The sequence below is a fragment of the Kitasatospora sp. NPDC005748 genome (genome assembly GCF_040630735.1).
In the GTDB taxonomy this organism is placed as follows: domain Bacteria; phylum Actinomycetota; class Actinomycetes; order Streptomycetales; family Streptomycetaceae; genus Kitasatospora.
The window spans coordinates 90,918-110,385 of sequence record NZ_JBEXYD010000002.1; the positions used below are offsets into that span (position 1 = coordinate 90,918).

18 protein-coding genes, 1 tRNA gene and 1 pseudogene are annotated in these 19,468 nt (G+C 72.0%); 3 read left to right on the plus strand and 17 right to left on the minus strand.

The features are described 5' to 3' along the window. Window positions 1-54 precede the first annotated feature (54 nt). The 8 genes and pseudogenes from ABZ495_RS01820 to ABZ495_RS01855 form a co-directional block, all read right to left on the minus strand. Complete coding sequence (locus ABZ495_RS01820) at window positions 55-792, minus strand: endo alpha-1,4 polygalactosaminidase (protein ID WP_359834189.1); 738 nt, start codon at window positions 790-792, stop codon at window positions 55-57. 313 nt (window positions 793-1,105) lie between these two features. Beyond that, window positions 1,106-1,801, minus strand: a complete 696-nt coding sequence (locus tag ABZ495_RS01825; protein WP_329488652.1) for a spherulation-specific family 4 protein — start codon at window positions 1,799-1,801, stop codon at window positions 1,106-1,108. Further along, the gene (locus ABZ495_RS01830; protein ID WP_359804075.1) at window positions 1,798-2,703 is read right to left on the minus strand and encodes an NAD(P)-dependent oxidoreductase; all 906 of its coding nucleotides are present in this window, start codon (window positions 2,701-2,703) and stop codon (window positions 1,798-1,800) included. The genes ABZ495_RS01825 and ABZ495_RS01830 overlap by 4 nt, the downstream gene beginning before the upstream one ends. A gap of 134 nt (window positions 2,704-2,837) precedes the next feature. Then, a pseudogene (locus ABZ495_RS01835) lies at window positions 2,838-3,545 on the minus strand (nucleotidyltransferase family protein); the annotation flags it as partial. Window positions 3,546-3,618: 73 nt separating this feature from the next. Next, window positions 3,619-4,611, minus strand: a complete 993-nt coding sequence (locus tag ABZ495_RS01840; RefSeq protein ID WP_329488650.1) for an SDR family NAD(P)-dependent oxidoreductase — start codon at window positions 4,609-4,611, stop codon at window positions 3,619-3,621. 75 nt (window positions 4,612-4,686) lie between these two features. Beyond that, the gene (locus ABZ495_RS01845) at window positions 4,687-6,219 is read right to left on the minus strand and encodes a hypothetical protein (RefSeq protein ID WP_359833954.1); all 1,533 of its coding nucleotides are present in this window, start codon (window positions 6,217-6,219) and stop codon (window positions 4,687-4,689) included. A 150-nt stretch (window positions 6,220-6,369) separates the two neighbouring features. Further along, complete coding sequence (gene pelF, locus ABZ495_RS01850) at window positions 6,370-7,887, minus strand: GT4 family glycosyltransferase PelF (RefSeq protein ID WP_329488648.1); 1,518 nt, start codon at window positions 7,885-7,887, stop codon at window positions 6,370-6,372. Between the two features lie 106 nt (window positions 7,888-7,993). Next, window positions 7,994-10,351, minus strand: a complete 2,358-nt coding sequence (locus ABZ495_RS01855; RefSeq protein WP_359804077.1) for a hypothetical protein — start codon at window positions 10,349-10,351, stop codon at window positions 7,994-7,996. A 413-nt stretch (window positions 10,352-10,764) separates the two neighbouring features. Between ABZ495_RS01855 and ABZ495_RS01860 the strand changes: the two genes are divergently transcribed. After that, window positions 10,765-11,763: a tyrosine-protein phosphatase gene (locus tag ABZ495_RS01860; RefSeq protein ID WP_359804078.1), complete on the plus strand. Its 999-nt coding sequence runs from the start codon at window positions 10,765-10,767 to the stop codon at window positions 11,761-11,763. A 28-nt stretch (window positions 11,764-11,791) separates the two neighbouring features. Here ABZ495_RS01860 and ABZ495_RS01865 read toward each other — a convergent pair whose 3' ends face one another. The 4 genes from ABZ495_RS01865 to ABZ495_RS01880 all read right to left on the minus strand — a co-directional run bounded on the left by ABZ495_RS01865 (window position 11,792) and on the right by ABZ495_RS01880 (window position 14,848). Further along, window positions 11,792-12,724 carry an RNA polymerase sigma factor SigF gene (locus tag ABZ495_RS01865; protein ID WP_359804079.1) on the minus strand — a complete coding sequence of 311 codons (933 nt, stop codon included), beginning with the start codon at window positions 12,722-12,724 and terminating at the stop codon, window positions 11,792-11,794. A 190-nt stretch (window positions 12,725-12,914) separates the two neighbouring features. Further along, window positions 12,915-13,847, minus strand: a complete 933-nt coding sequence (locus ABZ495_RS01870; RefSeq protein ID WP_359804179.1) for an RNA polymerase sigma factor SigF — start codon at window positions 13,845-13,847, stop codon at window positions 12,915-12,917. Window positions 13,848-14,304: 457 nt separating this feature from the next. After that, window positions 14,305-14,598: a Dabb family protein gene (locus ABZ495_RS01875; RefSeq protein ID WP_329488644.1), complete on the minus strand. Its 294-nt coding sequence runs from the start codon at window positions 14,596-14,598 to the stop codon at window positions 14,305-14,307. Window positions 14,599-14,683: 85 nt separating this feature from the next. Beyond that, entirely contained in the window at window positions 14,684-14,848 is a 165-nt protein-coding gene (locus tag ABZ495_RS01880) for a hypothetical protein (protein WP_199926184.1), read from the minus strand. 759 nt (window positions 14,849-15,607) lie between these two features. On the opposite strand from ABZ495_RS01880, the gene ABZ495_RS01885 reads away from it, so the two are divergent. Further along, a complete protein-coding gene (locus tag ABZ495_RS01885; RefSeq protein ID WP_359833955.1) occupies window positions 15,608-16,330 on the plus strand; it encodes an HNH endonuclease in 723 nt (240 codons plus the stop codon). Between the two features lie 350 nt (window positions 16,331-16,680). Here the strand turns inward: ABZ495_RS01885 and ABZ495_RS01890 are convergent, their stop codons facing one another. After that, window positions 16,681-16,902: a hypothetical protein gene (locus ABZ495_RS01890; protein WP_359834197.1), complete on the minus strand. Its 222-nt coding sequence runs from the start codon at window positions 16,900-16,902 to the stop codon at window positions 16,681-16,683. On the opposite strand from ABZ495_RS01890, the gene ABZ495_RS01895 reads away from it, so the two are divergent. Next, entirely contained in the window at window positions 16,876-17,115 is a 240-nt protein-coding gene (locus tag ABZ495_RS01895) for a tyrosine-type recombinase/integrase (protein ID WP_359834191.1), read from the plus strand. The genes ABZ495_RS01890 and ABZ495_RS01895 overlap by 27 nt on opposite strands. Window positions 17,116-17,677: 562 nt before the next feature. On the opposite strand, the gene ABZ495_RS01900 is transcribed toward ABZ495_RS01895, so the two are convergent. From ABZ495_RS01900 to ABZ495_RS01915, 4 genes are all read right to left on the minus strand, one after another. Next, window positions 17,678-17,767 (minus strand) — tRNA-Ser (locus ABZ495_RS01900). A gap of 69 nt (window positions 17,768-17,836) precedes the next feature. Next, entirely contained in the window at window positions 17,837-18,352 is a 516-nt protein-coding gene (gene tadA / locus ABZ495_RS01905; protein ID WP_352290499.1) for a tRNA adenosine(34) deaminase TadA, read from the minus strand. A gap of 40 nt (window positions 18,353-18,392) precedes the next feature. Continuing rightward, window positions 18,393-18,971, minus strand: coding sequence for a tRNA adenosine deaminase-associated protein (locus ABZ495_RS01910; RefSeq protein WP_359804080.1), 579 nt, complete (start codon window positions 18,969-18,971; stop codon window positions 18,393-18,395). Window positions 18,972-19,203: 232 nt separating this feature from the next. After that, the gene (locus tag ABZ495_RS01915; protein ID WP_329488641.1) at window positions 19,204-19,440 is read right to left on the minus strand and encodes a hypothetical protein; all 237 of its coding nucleotides are present in this window, start codon (window positions 19,438-19,440) and stop codon (window positions 19,204-19,206) included. Window positions 19,441-19,468 lie beyond the last annotated feature (28 nt).

Sequence of the window (19,468 nt, forward strand, 5' to 3'; positions counted from 1 at the left end):
TCCGTCCGACGGAGTGCCTGGCGGGCCGGTACGCCCTGCTGCCCCGACGGGGCCTCAGCAGGGCTTCCGCCAGGCGTCCAGCTCCAACTTCTTCTGCATAGAGCTGAGGCCCAGCGACTTGGTCCGGGCACAGAACTTCTCCGTGCCGAGCTTGTACTCGACGTGGAAGACCGCCTTGCCCGCCTGGATGAAGGGTGAGAGCCGGGCGCACTCGTCGAACTGCGCGCACTCCTCGTTCACGGCGAAGTCGAAGTCGGGCAGCAGGGCGGGGATCTGGTCCAGGTCGTTCTTCAGGCCGATCGCCATGCCGCGCTCATGGGCGAGCGAGGCCAGCATGCGGTTGTACCGCAGCTGGTCCTCGGCGGTCAGCGGGAAGCCGCTGTTCTGGTTGTAGGCCTCGATGGTGTCCGGTTCGACGGCGTCGAAGCCCTTGCTCCGGCACATGTCGAATCGGGCCGCCATCAGCGGCTTCAGCTGGTCCAGCTTGCGGATGTCGAACCACTTCTCGCCCTTCCAGCCGTTGCCGGAGCCCTGGAGGGCCTTGGTGAAGGCGGCGGCGTCGGGGCGGAAGTCCTCCCAGGAGCCGGCGTTGATGTAGCAGATCACCTTCCGGCCCTTGGCGTGCAGGGCGGCGACCACGGCGGCGTCGGTCTCGAAGCCGTCCACGTCGTAGACCGGGACGTCCACCGACTGGTCGACCGCGCCGCCGAGTTGCCACTGCCAGGCGAGGCCGGGGGTGGGCTGCCAGCGGGCGCCGGCGGGCTGCGCCGGCGTGCCCGGGGTGCCGGGCACCGAGGGGGTGCCCGGGGCCGGCGGCGTGCCCGGTGTTCCCGGGTCGCTCGGCGTGCCCGGGGTGGTCGCGGGCGCCGGGGTGCCGGGGGCGCTCGGTGTCCCGGGGTCGGTCGTCGCGGGTGCGGACGGGGTGCCCGGGACGGGTGCGGCGGTGGCCGCGGGCGGCTGGGAGCCGGTGGCGTCGGCCGAGGTGTCGTCCTCGTCCTCCTGGCCCGAGCTGCTGCACGAGGTCAGCACCAGGGCGGTGGTCAGGGCGAGGGCGGCCAGCAGGGGCCGGGTGGGACGGGTCACGGTACTCGAACTCCGGGTGGGGTCAGGTCGGTTCGGTGACAGCCAGGGCGTGCGGCAGGGTGCTCCAGGGGTTCTCCCCGGCGCCCGGGACCGCGCAGCCGACGCCGGCCCGGCGGGCGGTGATCAGCGCGGCGGCCTCCCCGGCCTCCTCGGCGGGGACGTCGTACACCAGGTGGCAGAACCGGGCGGCGGCGTGCCGGCCGGTCCAGACCGGCAGGGTCATCGCGCGGTACGCCTCCCAGTCCCCCTCGAAGGTGACGAGCAGGTCGGCGAGTCCGACCTCGGCGTAGCCGGGATCGGGGTGGTCGCCGTGGCCGAACACCACGGTCGCGCAACCGGCGGCGCGGGCCGCGGTGGCGAGCCGCCGGTAGTGCGCCAGCGCACCCGGGTGGGTGGCGACCTGGTCGAGGTAGACGCCGGTGATGCCGTGCCGCTGACGGTACGTCAGGATGTCGTCGACCACGGCGGCGTGGGGTCGTCGGCCGTAGTCGGTGTCGGCGTAGCCGAGCAGCGGGAGGCCCGCCTTGCGCAGCTCGTCGGCGGCCTCGGCGAAGACGTTGTCGGGGACGGCGCCGGGGCCGTCGGCCAGGTTCAGCACGACGGCGGCGATCCGGCCCGGGTCGGCGGCGGCGACCGCCTGCCAGGCCGCCGGGTCCACCGCGGGGTGGACGTACAGCGGCACCAGCAGGCGGCCGTCGACAGGGCTCGCGCCGGTCATCCGGTGACCAGGGGATCGGTGCTGAGCCAGAGGTCGCGCAGGGTGTCGGCGAGGTCCGTCTCCGGGTGCCAGCCGAGCTCCCGGGCGGCGGCCGAGACCTCGGCCTGCTGCCAGGAGACGGCGGCCGAGCGCTCGGAGCCGGCGCCGCTCTCGTCGATCCGGCCGGTGAACCCGGCCGCGGCGGCCAGGCCGTCCGCGATCGCCCGGACCGGCTTCGCCCGCCCGGAGGCGAGGTTGAGCACCCGGGGCAGCGGGTGCTCGGCGGCGACGGCCAGGCCGACCGCGCGGGCGACGTCCCGGGCGTCGACGAAGTCGCGGTGGGCCGAGAGGTCCCCGACCTCCACCACGCCGTCGGCGCCCTGCGGCGCGGCCCGGCGCAGCTCGGCGGCGAGCCGGCCGGGCAGCGAGCCGGCCGGTGCGCCCGGTCCGACCGGGTTGAACACCCGCAGCACCACGGCGTCCAGCGGCGAGCCGGCCACCGCGAGGGAGCCGGCCAGCTTGGTCGCGCCGTAGACGCCGACCGGGCGGGCGTCGGCGTCCTCGGCGAGGGAGCTGCCGGGCTCGCAGACGCCGTACTCGCCGGCCGAGCCGATGTGCACCAGCCGGGCCTTCGGCGCGCCCTGGGCCAGGGCCTCGCAGAGCACGGCCGGGCCGCGCGCGTTGACCTCGGCGAGCGTGACCGCGCTGCCGGACACCGCGCCGGCGAAGTTCACCACCGCGTCCGGGGCGAGCGCGGCCAGCTCCTCGCCGAGCGGACCGGCCTGCGCGGTGGCGAGGTCCAGGCGCAGGTCGTGGTCGGGCCGCCGCCCGGCGGTCAGCACGGTGGCTCCGGGCAGTGACCGCAGGACGGTGGCGGCGTGCCGGCCGAGGAAGCCGTCCACGCCGAGCAGCAGGATTCTCACGCGGCCCGTCCGTCGTTCTCGGGGCCCGTCGCGGCGGAGGCCGTCGGCTGCCCGTCGGCGGCGTCCGCCGCGGTGCGGGCGGCCGGGACCGCCGCTCCCGGGCCGTTCGGCACGGCGTACAGGCCCTCGGGCTCGCCCGGGAGCAGCACCGAGCGGTTGAGCGCGAACTCGGCGTTGGCCCGGTCGTAGTCGTCCGGGCGGCCGATGTCGAGCCAGTAGCCGCCGAACTCGTAGGCGGCCGGCGGGGTCTGCGCGGCGAGCAGGTCGAGCACCAGCTCGTCGAAGCCCAGCGGCAGGCCCGGGGTGTAGGCGGCGAGCGCCGAGCGCGACACGCCGTAGACACCCATCGAGACCCGGTAGTCGATGGTCGGCTTCTCCTGGAAGCCGGTGATCGAGCCGGACTCGGTGGTCAGCACACCGAAGTCGATCCTGACCTGGCGGGCGTAGGTGGCGATGGTGAGCGGCGCCCCGGAGGACTCGTGGTGCTTGAGCACCCCGGCGAAGTCCAGGTCGGTGAGGATGTCGCCGTTCATCACCAGGAAGTGCTCGGGCAGCCGGTCCTGCATGGTGAGCAGCGGGCCCATGGTGCCGAGCGGGCTGTCCTCGACGGCGTAGCCGACCCGGAGCCCCCACTGGGAGCCGTTGCCGACGTAGGCGCGGATGATGTGGCCGAGGTGGCCGATGGCCAGGGTGACGGAGGTGAAGCCCGCCGCGGCGAGCTGGCGCATCACGATCTCCAGGATCGCGTGCTGGTCGCCGATCGGGACGAGCGGCTTGGGGAGGGCGGTGGTGTAGGGACGAAGGCGAACGCCCTTGCCACCGGCCAGGATCACTGCGTGCATGGTGTTTCCCCCACGGAAGTATGGTGCGACAGGAGCCTTGTGGTTGCCGGTGCTGCCAGTGAGGTGCGGCAGGTCAGACGTTGTAGATGTCGGTCTTGTAGCGCGCCAGGTTGGCGGGGTCACGGAAGAACTCGATGGTCTGCTCAAGGCCCTGCTCCAGGGAGAACTCCGGGGCCCAGCCGGTGGCCGTGCGCAGCCGGGTCGCGTCGGCGACCAGGCGCATCACCTCGGAGTTGGCCGGACGGATGCGCTGCTCGTCCTCCTTCACCGTGAGGTCGGCGCCCATCAGCTTGCCGATCAGGACGACCAGGTCGCCGACCGAGATCTCGCCGCCGGTGCCGGCGTTGAAGGTCCTGCCGACCACGGTCTCGGCCGGGGCGGTGCCGACCGTGCGGAAGGCGTTGGCGGTGTCCTTCACGAAGGTGAAGTCACGGGTCGGGCGCAGGTCGCCCAGGGTGATCTCGCGCTCGCCGGCGGCCACCTGGGCGATCACGGTGGGGATGACAGCGCGCATCGACTGGCGCGGGCCGAAGGTGTTGAACGGGCGCAGCGTGACGACCGGGGTCTCGAAGCTCGCGTAGTAGCTGTCGGCGAGCCGGTCCCCGCCGGCCTTGGAGGCGGCGTACGGGGACTGGGTGTTGATCGGGTGGTCCTCGGTGATCGGCACGGTCTGCGCGGTCCCGTAGGTCTCGCTGGTGGAGGTGTGCACCAGGCGCGGCACGTCGAGGTGGCGCACCGCCTCCAGCACGTTGAGGGTGCCGGTGACGTTGGTGTCGACGTAGGAGTGCGGAGCCCGGTAGGAGTACGGGATCGCGATCAGGGCGGCCAGGTGGTAGACCGCCTCGGTGCCCTTGACCAGGCCGGTGACGGAGCCCGGGTCCCGGACGTCGCCGAGGACGATCTCGACGGAGTCCAGCACCTCCTTGGGGAGGGTCTCCAGCCATCCGAAGGAGGAGAAGGAGTTGTACTGCACCATGGCGCGGACCTGATGGCCGTCCGCGACCAGGGTCTCGACGAGGTGGGAGCCGATGAAGCCCTCGGCTCCGGTAACGGCGACGTTGCTCATCCGGTAGATCGCTTTCTGCTCTGGTACGGGTGGGGACGGCTGGGCGCGGAACGGTGGTGACCCAGCACTGGTGGTTCAGCGGTGCCTGGTGGTGCGGCCGAGCACGGGCCCGGCGATGGCGGTGAGGACCGCGGCCGCGGCCCCGCAGCCGATCAGCTGCAGGACGGTCGGGTCGACACCGGTCAGCAGTCCGGCGCACTCGGCGCCCGCGGCTGCCAGACAGATCAGGGCGGTGCTCCAGCTGAACCCGAAGGCGTTCAGCAGCAGCGCCAGCCAGAGGGAGCCGCCGAGCAGCAGCAGCGCACCGAGCTCCGGGACCCCGAGCGCCGGGGCGCCGGGCCAGAGCACGGTGGCGGCGGCGTCCAGCGCGGCCACGGTGGTGAGGTAGATGAACAGGCAGCCGAGCAGCACGCCGGCGGTGCGGCGGGCGAACGCGGCCGGGGTGTGGCTGGTCCGCAGCCCGGCCACGGCCATCGCCCGGTAGCGGAACAGCAGCCACTCGGCGAGCCCGAGGCTGAGCGTCAGCGCGATCATGGCCGGCCCCGTCGGGCTGGCGGACGCGCCTTCCGCGGCCCCGGTGCGGACCGCCTGGTGGACGGTCGTGCCGAGGCCGGCGATCATGGTGAGGGTGCCGACGGCCAGGCCGAACAGCAGGTGCGGCACCTCCTTGCGGAGCGGGAGCCTGAGCACCGTGGTGTCCTGCTCGCTGCGCAGACAGCGGACGACCTCCCGGCCGGCCAGGCCCACCGCGAGCGCGAGCGAGGCCAGCAGCACGACCGTCCGGACGAGTTGCGGCACGTCCACGGCCAGCACCACGCCGGCCCCGATCGCCGACGGTGCCAGTGCCACCAGCAGGAACTTCTCCCGCCCGAGCACCAGCAGGACGGTGGCCGCCGCCAGGTAGCCGGACTGCCCGGCGGCGAAGCAGAGCGCACCGAGCGGACCGCCGATCACGTACCCGGCAACGGCGGCGACCAGTGCGCCCAGCGGTGCGCCGACCGCCAGGCAGACGCCGGCCGCACGCCGCCGGCCGCGGCCCAGCCAGGCGTACGAGCGGTGCGCCAGCGCCTGGTTCCACGACCAGCTGACCAGGGTGGCGACGGAGAGCGCGAGCATCCCCGAGGGGAGGCCGAAGCGCATCCGGGTGGCCGCGAACAGGTTGGCGCCGAGCAGGTAGCCGAGGCCGGGCAGGGCGAACACCAGGCCGCGCACGACGCACCGCCAGGGGTCGGCCCGCCAGGGGTTGGCGAACTCGGAGCTCGGGCCCGGGTAGCGGCGCTCGACCTTCTCGAACAGCTCCTCGGCGACGGTGAACGCGTCGGGGCGGCCGTACAGCAGCCCGGCCTGCTCGTCGGAGAGGCCGTCGGACTCCAGGAAGGCCGCGATCTCGTAGGGGTGGACGGCGTCGGCGCAGACGTCGGCGAGCCGCTCGGCGAGCTCGTCCAGCGGGTCCGGGGAGAGCTCCAGCTGCTCCTCGGGCTCGGGGACGGGCCGCTGCGCGGGCAGTACGGGCCGGCGGCGCCCCCTCGGGAGGGTGCGCAGCTGTACGGTCTGCTCGGGCCAGTCGGGGCCGGCCTCGTCGGGCACCAGGCGGAGCGGGCCGCTCATGCGCCCACCTCGCTTCGCTCGGCAGCCGCTTCGCGGGACGCGCAGCTTGTGATGGTTCGCTCCCTGCGGTCGTTCACGCGCCCACCTCGCTTCGCTCGGCAGCCGCTTCGCGGGACGCGCAGCTTGTGATGGTTCGCTCCCTGCGGTCGTTCACGCGCCGACCTCGCTGCGTTCGGCGGCCGCTTCGAGGGGCACCGGGTCGTCCCAGTCCGCGTCGGACGCGCCGTCGGTGACGGCGACGACGCCGTTCGGCAGCCAGCGGGAGGTGCCCAGCAGCTCGGTGTAGATGCCGCGGAAGCCGTCGATGTTCTGGCGGAGCGTGAACTGCTCGATCACCCGCAGCCGGGCCTGCTCGCCGAGCCGGGCCCGGCGCTCCGGGTCGCGCAGCAGCTCGACGGCGGCGGCCGCCATCGGTTCGGGTTCGCGCGGCGGGACGACCAGACCGGTGTCGCCGACGGCCTCGCGCACGCCGCCCACGTCGGTCGAGACCGTGGAGCGGCCGCAGGACATCGCTTCGATCAGGGTGAACGGGAAGCCCTCGCTGATGCTGGAGAGCATCACCACGTTCCCCGCCGCGTACGCGTCGGTGATGTCCGCGACGCGGCCTTCGAAGGCCACCGAGTCGGCGACGCCGAGCTCGGCGGCCAGGGCTATGCAGCGGTCGCGGTAGGCCTCGCCGCCCTTGGGCGTGCCGCCGAACAGCCGCAGCCGCGCGTCGGGTATCTCGTCGCGGACGATGGCGAAGGCGCGGATCAGCGTCTCCAGGTCCTTGATCGGGTCGACCCGGCCGGCCCAGCTGAGGGTGGGCGTCTCGGGCTCCGGCCCGGCGGGCGGGAAGGCCGCCGGGTCCACGCCGTTGTAGACGGTCCGGATGTGCGCGGACGGCGTGCCGCCGCGCTCCTCCCAGCGCCGGTTGTACCGGTTGCCGGGGGTGACCAGCGCGGCCCGCCGGTAGCTCTCCTCGGCGAGCATCCGGTAGAAGCCCAGCAGCAGCGCCTTGACCGGCCAGCGGTAGGGGCCGGTGCGGTAGCCGAGGTAGCGCTCGCGCAGGTAGATGCCGTGCTCGGTGAGGAGAAACGGTACGCCGTACTGCTGCGAGGCGATCAGCCCGGGCAGGGTGGCGAGGCCGCCGCTCGCCGCGTGCGCGACGCCGTCCTGGGGCGGCTCGACCGACAGCGGGCGCAGCGCGTGCTCCAGCAGGTCGGTGGCGTTGAGCGCGTCGTGCAGGGTGGGCCGGGAGACGCCGGTGGAGAGGTAGTCGCGGGTCCAGACGTGCTGGAGGGTGCGCAGGGCGCGCTCGCTGCGCAGCGCCGGGCTGAGCAGCCCGCGCCGGGCGAGGTCGGCGAAGCCGTACAGCTCGGTGCCGAAGTGGGTGGTGTAGACGGGGTCCAGGATGGAGTGCAGGAAGCGCTCGTACGCGTTGAGGAAGCGGCGCATCTCGCGGCCGCGGGGTGCTCTGCCGTCGGCGGCAGGGCCCCAGAGCGGTGCGGTCGTGACGGACCGCACGTTGGCGGGCAGCTCCCAGGCCAGCGGTTCGTGGCCGGTCCCGGTGACGGCGATGACGTCGAAGTCGACGTCCGGCATGCCCTGGACGAGCTGGTCGCACCAGACGCTCACGCCGCCGTGCTGGTGCGGGTACGTCCCCTCGGTGAGCAGGGTGACGCGCATTCCTGTCCCCCCTCCTGTCCTTGCGTCAAGCGGCCGGCCTGGACGGCCGGGCCCGGTGGCCGGTGGTGGGGCGGGCCGTCGCCCGTCCCACCACCGGTGTCACCTGTTAGCGGGTGCCGGACTGGCCGGCGGTCTTCTTGGTCGGGTCGGCCTTCCCCCCGGAGGCCTTGCCGGTCTGGGCGCCGCCCTTGGCGTTGCCCTTGGTGCTGCTCTTGCCGGCCGTGACGCCCTTGCCCGGCACCGGGACCCCGCTACCGGGGACCAGCGTCGGGGCGTCGGTCCGGGCGGTGTCGCCCGGACCGGCCGGGACGGCGTCGGCGGTGCCCTGGGGCACGACCTTCTTGTCGGCCGGCGCCGGAGCGGTCAGCGTCTTGGCGGTGTTCGGCGCGGCGGCCGGAGCCGCCGGGGTGACCGCCGCGGCCAGCTTGAGCTGGACGCTGCTCTGGAGCGCTCCGGGCTTCACCCAGCCGGACAGCGTACCGGCGTAGGCGGTGCCGAACGCACCCGAGCCGATCGCGAGCTTCTGGGTGGTGCCGGTCGGCATGGTGGCCTGCACCTGGACGCCGGCCGGAGCGCTCACCGTGACGGTGTCGCCGACCCGGTAGGCGGTGACCTGGCCGGCGGTGAGCGCCGCGTTCCAGGCCGCGCGGCGCTGGAACTCGGCGCCGAGGTCCTTCTGCGCCAGGTTCACGATCGGCGCGTTGTCGGCGTGCAGCGCGCGGTAGGTGGAGAGGACCTTCTCCAGCACCGGGTAGACGATCCGGTCCTCGGACAGGTTCGACTGGTGGATGAAGTGCGGTCGCGGGTCGTTGCTCAGCACGTGGCCGAGGTCGATCCGGGCCTCCAGCGGCACGATGTACGACTGGTAGCCGGTGTTCACGTCCAGCGGCGTCGGCAGGCAGGTGGAGTTGGCGTTGTTCTCGCAGACCCCGCTGCCGCCGTTGGCCACGCTGGTGTAGATCCAGTTGTACTCGTCCGTCTCCTCCTTCGCCGTGGCGGCGTTGTAGAAGACGTTCATCGGGTACCGCGGCACGGTCAGCACCGACGAGCCGACGGCCCGCTGGCCGGTCTCGCGGGAGGCGTCGCTGGCCGTCCACTTCACGCCGTTGGCGACCAGCGAGGGAGCCAGGTACGGGTTGTCGCTGGTCTCCTGCGGAGCGGTCAGCAGGCCCGAGTGCTCACCGGTGACCAGCTCGGTCTTGTCGATGTGCAGGTTGCGCGCCGCGGCCCAGTCGATGTTGTTCTTGATCTGGGACGTGATGGTGGCCTGGTCGACCCAGACGGTGTTTCCGGCGGTGTCCTTGGTGCACTTCCACGGCACCACCGAGACGTCCTGGAGGCAGCCCAGGTACGGGTGGGTGTAGGTGTGGTTGACCCACCGGTAGCTGGTCTGGTCGGCGACCATCTGGTCCACCACCGGGTCGGTGGTGACGGAGTGGTCGGCCTTCCAGTCCTCGCTGCCGCCGCCGTTGAACACCATGTCCATGGTGAAGTTGTTGGCGGTCTGCCACTGCTTGGCGTACTGCGCGTCGGCGACCGTCATCCGGATCGGGTCGGCCGTCTCCGGGGTGCCGGGCGGGCAGGTGACGTCACCGGGGGTGCACTTCAGCACGGTGTCCCAGCGGTCGTCCGCCAGGAAGACGTCGTCCACGTGGGCCGCGAAGTAGTTGCGGTCGTAGCCGAGGTGGACGCCCTGGGTTATCCAGTCGACTATGCCGCGCGCCAGCAGGCGGTACTGCTGCTGGTACTGGTTGTAGACGAAGGTGACGACCAGCTCCTTGCGGCCGTCGTGGCTGTACTCGCCGACCAGCGAGCCCTTGGTGGTGGTGCCCGGGATGGTCGTCTCGACCAGCGGGGTGAAGCTCGCACCGGCCGGCAGGGTGGTCAGCGGGGTGGCGAGGAAGCCGTAGCTCTCGCCGACCGCCGGGTCGTTGTCCTCGAACGGGACGCTGCCCTTGAGGTAGCCGAACGGACCCGCGAGACCGGCCGTGGAGACCTGGCCCTGGAAGCCGTCGAGGCTGCCCATGTAACCCGGGTCGGCGGCGTAGTTCAGGCCGACCTCCGGCCTGGCGTAGGTGTACGCGTCGACCTGGCGCACGCCGAACGCCGCCTCGTAGGCGGCGATCGCGGCCATCTCGGCGGAGCCGGCCGCGAACGGGTTGTCGTTGGGCAGCACGATGCCCTGGAACTTGCCGCGCGGCTGGCCGTTGAGGCTGTCGCTGAGGAAGGCCGCATTGATCACCGGGCGTCCGGCGTCGTTGAGGTCGACCAACTTGTACGGGGTGCCCTGGCTCTTCAGCTCGGCCGCGATGGCCGCCGAGGCGGGGCCGCCGTCGCTGATCACCAGGACCGTGAGGTCGATCCTGGGTGCTGCGGTGGCACCGTGTGCGAGGGATGACTGCAGGCCGCCGGCCAGCAGGACTGCTGCCGCGCAGGCGGCAACTCTTCGGGTCGCTCGACCCATGTGTGTTCCTCCCCTGGGCAGGGCGCTTTCGCTGCTCGACGCTCGCCTGCCCGGTCGCTGTTCGCGGGCAGCAGGCTGCCCGGCGCCCATCCTGGTGGAGACTCCGCACCGATTGGGACCAAATGGGCAGGAGTGCAGCGAATCTGTTACCAACGTTCATGGCGATGCCATGAAGGCGCTGATTGTGACCGGAAGAGCGCCTGTTGCGCAAATAATGAATTGAGAATTAAAAACGGCGCCGGAGCGTTACCGCTGGTCACCGACCGTGCGGTGATGACATGTATGCCGCGCCCTACACTGGCGGCGTTGCGCATGACACTCTTGCACATCCCCCTGTTCCGTCGGGCAGGTTCATGCAATATCGCGTCGGGTTGTGCCACGGCACCGCTCGAATATCCAATGGAGGCCGCCGCGTGACCGAGCAGCAGACCGAGACCGCCGCAATCGAGGCCCTGCGGAATGCCGTGGGGACGTCGGTGGAGGGCGACCGGGACGGTGCCCGGGAAGAGGTCCCGGAGCCCGCTCCGGAAGCCGCCCAGCAGGCCCGGAGCCTCGGCCTGCGGGGCGCCGTCAACGCCCGCGATCTCGGTGGCTACCGGACGGCCGACGGACGGGTGCTGAAGCACGGCGCCGTGCTGCGCAGCGACGGCCTCAACCGCCTCACCGACGAGGACCTCGACCTGCTCGCGGCGCTCGGCCTGCGCCAGGTCGTCGACCTGCGCAGCCTCGACGAGGTCCGCGAGGCCGGCCCCGACCGGGTCCGCGGCCTGCCGGTGGCCGTGATCGCGGCCGCCGAACTGTCCGCCGCGCCCATCACCGTCGAGCGCACCGCCCCGGACGGCGTGACCCTGCACCACCTGCCGGTCTTCGCCGCGGATTTCGACATCTACGTCGCGCTGCGCGACGCCCTGGCCGACCGCAGCCCGGAGAAGCAGCGCGCCCTGCTCGGTGACGGCCGGGCCGCCGCGATGATGACCGGCCTCTACCGGTGGTTCGTGACCGACCCGGTGGCCCGCGAGCGGTTCGCCACCGTGCTGCGCCTGCTGGCCGCGCCGGACGGCGCACCGCTGCTGTTCCACTGTTCGGCCGGCAAGGACCGCACCGGGTGGACGGCGGCCGTCCTGCTCACCGCCCTCGGGGTGGACCGCGAGACGGTCTTCGCCGACTACCTGCTGACCAACGAGCGCTCCGCCGCGATCGTCGAGACCATCGTGGACAGCTTCGGCACCCGCGGCCTGATGCAGGAGCCGGAGCTGCTGCTCCCGGTGTTCCGGGCGGAGCGCGACTACCTGGAGGCGGCCTTCGAGGAGGTCGAGGCCGGCTGGCCCGACTTCGCGTCGTTCTGGCGGGACGGCCTGGGCCTGGACGACGCCGTGCTGGCGGGCCTGCGGGCCAACCTGCTCGTACCCTGAGTCGCCCCGGCCCGGCCCGGGCCCCGGCTCACCCCTCGCTGATCAGGCCCTCGCGCAGCTGTGTGAGGGTCCTGGTCAGCAGTCGGGAGACATGCATCTGGGAGATGCCGATCTCCTCGCCGATCTGCGACTGGGTGAGGTTGCCGAAGAACCGCAGCATGATGATCCGGCGCTCGCGCGGCGGGAGCTTGGCCAGCAGCGGCTTCAGCGACTCGCGGTACTCCACGCCCTCCAGCGCGAGGTCCTCGTAGCCGAGCCGCTCGGCCAGCGGGCCGTCGCCGTCCTCCTCGCCGGGGCTGGAGTCCAGGGAGCTGGCGGTGTAGGCGTTGCCCACCGCGAGCCCCTCGACCACGTCCTCCTCGCTGACGCCGAGGCAGACGGCCAGCTCGGCGACGGTGGGGGAGCGGTCCAGCTTCTGGGCCAGGTCGTCACCGGCCTTGGTGAGCGCCAGCCGCAGCTCCTGCAGTCGCCGGGGCACCCGGACCGACCAGCTGGTGTCCCGGAAGAAGCGCTTGATCTCGCCGACCACCGTCGGCATCGCGAAGGTGGGGAACTCCACCCCGCGGTTCGGGTCGAACCGGTCGATCGCCTTGATCAGGCCGATCGTGCCGACCTGGACGATGTCCTCCATCGGCTCGTTGCGGCTGCGGAAGCGCGCGGAGGCGTACCGCACCAGCGGCAGGTTGAGCTCGATCAGGGTGTCACGGACGTAGGTGTGCTCGGCGCTGTCGGCCTCCAGGGCGGCGAGCCGCTGGAAGAGCGAGCGCGAGAGCGTCCGGGTGTCCAGCCCGGGGCCCGGCGGCGCCTGCGGCGCGACGACGGCCGTCGCGGCCGGCGCGGGGTCGATCTCGGCGACGGACGGTGCGTCCGGGCCCCGCTGGAGCGGGATCCGGTCGACGGCGACCGCGGTGCCATGGGCCTGACCAGCGTGGATCTCCGCAGTGCCCAGGTCTCCGGACATGCACCCACCCCCTTGTGACTGACAGTTGAACGGATTCCGTCGCGCGGTGGTTCCCGAGGACGCCCTCCCCCTGCATACCGGAACACAGTCCCCGGCAAACCCGAAGGTCGCAAGACGTCACGCGGCGGTAACGCGCAGCAATCCCGGGCGGGCCCAGTGGTTCGCGGTGTTCTGTCCGTGATTGTGACGGTCAGTCTTCCCAGGAATTGCCGGTCCGAAGCCTGGTCAGGATCCGCGAGAGCAGGCGGCTGACGTGCATCTGCGACATCCCCAGCTCGGTGCTGATCTGGGACTGCGTCAGGTTGGCGAAGAACCGCAGCATGACGATCCGCCGCTCCCGCTCGGGCAGCTGGACCAGCAGGTGGCGGACCATGTCCCGGTGTTCGACCTCCGCCAGCGCCGAGTCCTCGTAGCCGAGCCGGTCCAGCAGGGCGAGCCCGCCCTCGTGCTCCTGGGCCGCCTCCAGGGAGGCCGCGTTGTAGGCCCGGCCGGCGTCCAGGCAGGCCCGGACGTCCTCCTCCGGGATGCGCAGGCTGGCGGCGATCTCGGGCACCTTGGGGGCCCGTCCGTGCACCACCGTCAGCTCCTCCATCGCGCCGCTGACCTGGACCCAGAGCTCCTGGAGCCGGCGCGGGACGTGCATGGTGCGGACGTTGTCGCGGAAGTAGCGCTTGATCTCGCCCAGGATGGTCGGCAGCGCGTAGGTCGGGAACTGCACGCCGCGGTTCGGGTCGAACCGGTCGATCGCGTTGATCAGGCCGATCGTGCCGACCTGGACGACGTCCTCCATCGGCTCGCTGCGGCTGCGGAAGCGGGTGGCCGCGTAGCGCACCAGCGGGATGTTGACCTCGATCAGCGCCGCCCGGACCCGCTCCCGCTCGGGGGCGTCCGGGGGCAGTTCGGCGAGCCGCTCGAACAGCACCCGGGTGAGCGTCCGGACGTCCACCACCGGGCGGCCGCCGGGGCCGCGCAGGCCGTCCGGGCGGAGCTCGCCGGCCGGGCCGATGACGGTGGCCAGGACCTCGTCCCCGGGCGGGGGCGCCGGGCGACCGGCGTCCGGTGCGGCGGCCTGGGCCTGGGCCTGGGCCGGGGCCTGCGCCTGGGTCGGGGCCTGGGTCTGCACCTGGGTCGGGGCCTGGGCCTGCGCCGGGGCCTGGGCCTGCGTCGGGGCCTGGGCCTGCGTCGGGGCCTGGGCGGTGGTCGGTCCGGCGGTCTGGACGACGGACTGGACGACGGTCTCCGCGGTGATCTGCCCGGCGGCTTGACCGGTGCCGGTGTCCGGCGCACTCCCTGGTGTCCGCACGGACACGTCACCCCTCCCAAAGTCGACAAACGGTGGGACTTGCGGATCGGGTGTCGCGGCTCGATTCACCACCTCGCCGTGTCCGGCAAAACCGGTCATAGCATCACAAGCCGGGCGCAGGTCGGGCAAGTACCGAGGGGAGGTGTGTTGGTGCGGCGCCGGTGCGCCACCCGGCCCCCCGGGTGGCGCGGCGCCGGGGGCGGTTTCCGGACAGCGCAAGGCGCCCCGCCCGGGACCCGGGCGGGGCGCCTGCGGCCGTCCGGGGGACGGTCCGGGGTCAGACCTCGATGTCGGCGATCACCCAGGTGGCGAACTCCCGCCACTGACCGGCCGCGGCCTGGTGGGCCGGGTGGGTGAGGTAGGCCTGCAGCGCCGCACGGTCCTCGACCAGGCTGTTGATCGCGTAGTCGTGGGCGATGTCGCGCTCGGTGGTGTTCCAGCCGCACTCCCACTCGCGCAGCTCGGGGATGACCGGGCCGAGCGCCTCGAAGGCCTCGGCGCCGGCGAGCGCCCGCTCGTCGTCCTTGCTGACGCCTTCGTTGAGCTTGAACAGGACCAGGTGCCGGATCACGATGCCGCTCCTCGCGGACGGGGGACTGAGGGTCCCGCACACCGTAGCCGGAGCCGCCGGGGCCGGAGGACCACCCCCTGGTCCGCTACTTCACCAGCCCGGTCATGAAGGTGCCGACCGCTTTGGCGGCGTTCGAGATGCCCTCGAACCCCAGCTGGACCAGCTCGGCCGCGCGGGCGGGCGAGGTGATGATCGTGTAGAGCACGAAGATGAGCAGGAGGACCATGCCGATCTTCTTCGCCTGCGCCATCCGGTGACCTTCCTCCCTGCTGTGGGCCGCCGCCATTCGGTCCCCGAGCGGCCCTCTGCAGAGCGCAGCTTATCCACCGGACGGCCCATCAAGTGTGCGACGCGTTCACCCGGCGGGACGAAGGTCCCCGGGAGTGGGGCCTTTCTCCGGGTGCCCGGGCGCGGACCGTCGCGCAGGATGGGTGGTGTGCCGCGGATCTGGCAGGAATCCCCCGGCACGTGGATCCGGAGCTCCCCGCTGTGGGACCGGTCGCCGCGACTTCCCCCCGACGCGGCGCCGGTTGTGGGAACTCCGCCGGGGGAGCGGTTGGTCCCCCGAGCCGCTCCCCCTCCAGGCTCCGTACTCGCCGGGCGTTGGTGGTCATCGGCCCCGGGTGCGGAGCCCTTCCGCGCCCGAGGGTGCGCGGGAACGACGAGGGCCCCGACCGTCTCCGGTCGGGGCCCTCGTGCTGCTGGCGGTAGCGGTGGGATTCGAACCCACGGTGAAGTTGCCCCCACACACGCTGAGCACCCCCGTTCGGCGGGGTCCACCAGGGTTCCGACCCCAGGTGGGAGAGCCGTCGTTGGGGTGCGGTGAACCTCGGTGAACGGGGGTGAATGAGAGCAGAACTGAGACCAATTAGCCGACCTCGATGCGCCCGGCGACGGCATAGCCTGCCGGACTGTGCCGAATATTGCCGGAGTCTGCCGGATGGCGTAGCGTCAGCTTCGGCCGCCGACGCTCAGTGGGCGGATAGTCACAGCATCGAGGGGTGGGCAAATGGGTACCCAGGGCCCTTCCCGGCACCTGCGCTGGGACGATCGGGGGCTCGGCACAAAGAAGCGTGTCGCACTCTGGCTCTCCCGCGAGGTCGGCGAGGGGAACGTGTTCAGCACGGCTCAGCTGCGTGAAGCGTTTCCTGGCGTGGCTCAGGTTGACCGGAGGATCCGCGACCTTCGCAACGACGGGTGGGTGCTCGACACCAACCGCTCGGACCCGTCACTGCATGTCAACGAGATGCGATTTGTCGCTGCCGGGCTGCCGGTATGGGAGTCGGCTGGACGACTCCCGAGGCGTGGATCAGAGATGCGCGACGAGGTGCTCAAGCGTGATGGTTTCGCGTGTACGCACTGTGGCCTATCGGCCGCCGAAGCCCCTTCCAGCGCGCCTGTCGAAGTGATGCTTGAGGTTGCCCACATCACGTCCTTGGCGGATGGGGGAGGGGTCGGCGTCGAGAACATGATCACGCTCTGCGCCAACTGCCACCGACTCCTTGATAGCGCCGAGTCGCTGGCCGCTGATGCTGTCTTGCAGCGCGTCGATGATCTTTCTGCTGCTGAGCGCTCGCTTCTGCTGGCCTGGATGGTGTTGGACCAGCGACCGTTCTCGCCAGTCGAACGAGTATGGGCCACGTATCGCCGGCTTCAGCCTGCCGAACGCGAGGCCGTTGCAAGACGTGTCGCCGAGACCGTACGCGACCAGGTCCCGCTCTACGGCGCCTGACGCGATCAAGAGACTCCGCCGGGCCCCGCGCGCCTTCCACAGCTACAGCGGGGACCGACGGTTGCCACCCAATCCCTAACAAGAAAGGTGACGTCCCCATGATGACTCACCGCCCTGCCGTGTGGCAGGACCGGGGCTGGCCTGTGCCCCAGATCCTCGTCATCATCGTGGTGTTGGGGCTGCAGTCCGGCCTCAGCGCGACCCAGATCCAGGGCCTCGTTAGTACCGTCGTCACTGCCCTGGTCGCGCTTGGAGCGGCATCTGCCCTCCGCCGGCAGGTGATCTAGGGAAGCTCTCCAACGCGCCCCGCAGGTGCTCCAGCCTGCGGGGCGCATCTCCGTTGCGTCGAGCTATTGGGTGAGAGCCTCGCCGATCGACTGCGTCGAGTCCACGATGACCATGGCACCGGCTGCGGATGGCTTGGCATCCTTCCCTGGCTTGTTGGCGTAGCCGATCGTGGGGACACCGGCCGCGTTCCCGGCCTTGACGTCGCGGGCCGCACCGCAGATGAGGACGCAGTGTTCCGAAAGGAACTGCTCGTGGCCGTGGATATCTGGGATGGGCGCCTGCATGACGCTCGTCATACTGCTGGAACGATCCTCCTCCTGCTCGGCGTCCCTAAGCGCATGGCGATGGACATCATGGGGTGGTCCAGCACCGCGATATCGCATCGGTACCAGCACGTGACGGCCCGGACCCGGGCGGGACGTGGCGATGCAGATCGGCGGCCTCATCTGGAGGGTGGCTCGGGACTCGACTGGTTGGGCGAAGTACACCCCTGGTAGCCGCAGCTCCGGTCACACTGTGCCCACGAGTAGAGAGGGGGTAGAGGGCGGTTGTGGCAACGTACATCATCAGGGGGACGTCGGAGGGCGAGGCAGACTGTGACAGGTGCCAGAAGCCTGTTCGGCGTCCCATCGTCTTGGAGGCTGCGGATCGCGCCGGCAACTCGCTGGGTCACCGATCGCATGTAGGCCCAGACTGTGCGGCCAGGTGGACCGGGAAGGCCCGGAAGGCCGTCGAGGCGGCAGCCGAGTGGGCCGATGAGAAACGCCGTGAAGAGCACCGTCGTGCCGCCCAAGCCGATGCAGATCGGCGCCGCAGTGACCGTCTCGAACGTCAGTGGTCGGAGAGGTACGGTGCCGAAGATACGTTCGAAGTAGCTGAGCTGATCGGACGGGATTGGTCAGTGGTCTGGGGTGAGTTCAATGCCTGGGCAGAAGAACAGCCTTAGACGCGCTGCCGTGGCCCCGGCTCGCGGTGGCTGCCTCCCGGCTGAATGAGACCAAAACTGAGACCGGCACGACGAAGGGCCCCGACCGTCTCCGGTCGGGGCCCTCGTGCTGCTGGCGGTAGCGGTGGGATTCGAACCCACGGTGAAGTTGCCCCCACACACGCTTTCGAGGCGTGCTCCTTTGGCCGCTCGGACACGCTACCGAGGGGAACTCTACCGGACGGGTGGCGAGGTCACGAAATCCGTATCCGGCCGGCGGCCGGCGGCCGCGTTCAGCGGTGGTTCTCGAAGAACGCGCGGAGCTGCTCGCCGCACTCGTCGGCGAGGACGCCCGGGATCACCTCGGGGCGGTGGTTGAGCCGGCGGTCGCGCATCACGTCGAAGAGCGAGCCGGCGGCGCCGGCCTTCTCGTCGAGGGCGCCGTAGACCACCCGGTCGATCCGGGAGAGCACGAGGGCGCCCGCGCACATGGTGCAGGGCTCCAGGGTGACGACGAGGGTGCAGCCGACGAGCCGCCACTCCCCGAGCGCGGCGGCGGCCTCCCGGACGGCGACCACCTCGGCGTGGGCGGTCGGGTCGCCGACCGCCTCGCGCGCGTTGTGGCCGCGTCCGATCACCTCGCCGTCCGGGCCCAGGACGAGCGCCCCGACCGGGACGTCCCCGGTGGCCGGCGCCAGGGCGGCCTCGGCGATGGCGAGGCGCATCGGCGCCGCCCAGCGGTCGCGGACCGGGTCGGGGCGGACGGGGGCGGGGAGCGGGGCTATCTGGCGGGTGGACGCGGACTGCATGGCATCCAGTGTCCGGCATCCGGCGAGGGGCACCGGCCCGTTACCGGACGGCCTCCAGGACCTCGCCGCAGCCGAGGGCCTCGGCGATCTCCTCCAGGGCGTCGCCCGGCACCGCGCCCTCGCCGCTGAGGGCGAGCAGCTCCTCGGCCGGCAGCCCGAACTCGGTGAGCAGGTGGGCGTCGCCGAGCGGGCCGACCGGGACGCCGCCGCGGGCGTCCGCGTCGCCGTCCTCGTCCTCCTGCCCGGTTGAGGCCTGCGCCTCCTCGTCCTCCAGCTCGGCGACCAGGTTGTCGAGGTCGCCGAACTCGCTCTCGCCGGCCTGGTCGACCAGCTCGTCGGTGAGGACGGAGCCGTAGCTGCTGCGGGCGGCGGCGGCGCCGTCCGACACGAAGATCCGCGGGTCCTCCTCACCGTCGACCCGGACGATGGCGAACCAGACGTCCTCCTGTTCGATGAAGACCAGGACGCTGTCGTCGTCCTGGGCGGCTTCGCGGGCCAGATCGGCCAGGTCCGCCAGGGTTTCGACGTCGTCGAGCTCCGTCTCGCTCACATCCCACCCGTCCTCGGTGCGAGCAAGCACTGCAGCGAAGTACGCCACCAGGGACACTCCCAAGATCATCGGTCTCGGCTCGGCGCTCCGGGCAACGCGGAATCTGGCCGCCCCCGCGCCAGAGGCGGCCCGCTGTTCGGACCGTCCCCTCGGAATCGTGACAGAAAGCCCGGCTTTGCGGGGAGTGTTCGGCAGCGCGTCTTTGCAGGTCGTGTCGGAAGGGCCGGCCCGGAGCCGGTGAACGGGCGCCGGGTGCGCCGGGTGCGCGCCGTCGGATCCCCGTGGGCGCGCCGCGGGCCCGTCAGAACCGGAAGGTTCGCATCCGCATCGCTTCGCGCATCCGGCGCTCCTTGGTGCGCCGGGGCTGGACCCGCTCCCGCAGTTCGCGCGCCTCGGCCAGTTCGCGCAGGAACACCGTCCGCCGTTTGCGGCGCTCCGCCTCGGTCTCCGGGTGGTCCGGGGGCAGGCCCGAGCGCCCGCCCGACGGGCCCGTGGACCCGTCCGCCGAGCCGTCCCCGTTCTTCGGGTTGCTCGTCATAGGACCTGACTTTCCCAGATCGGCCGGA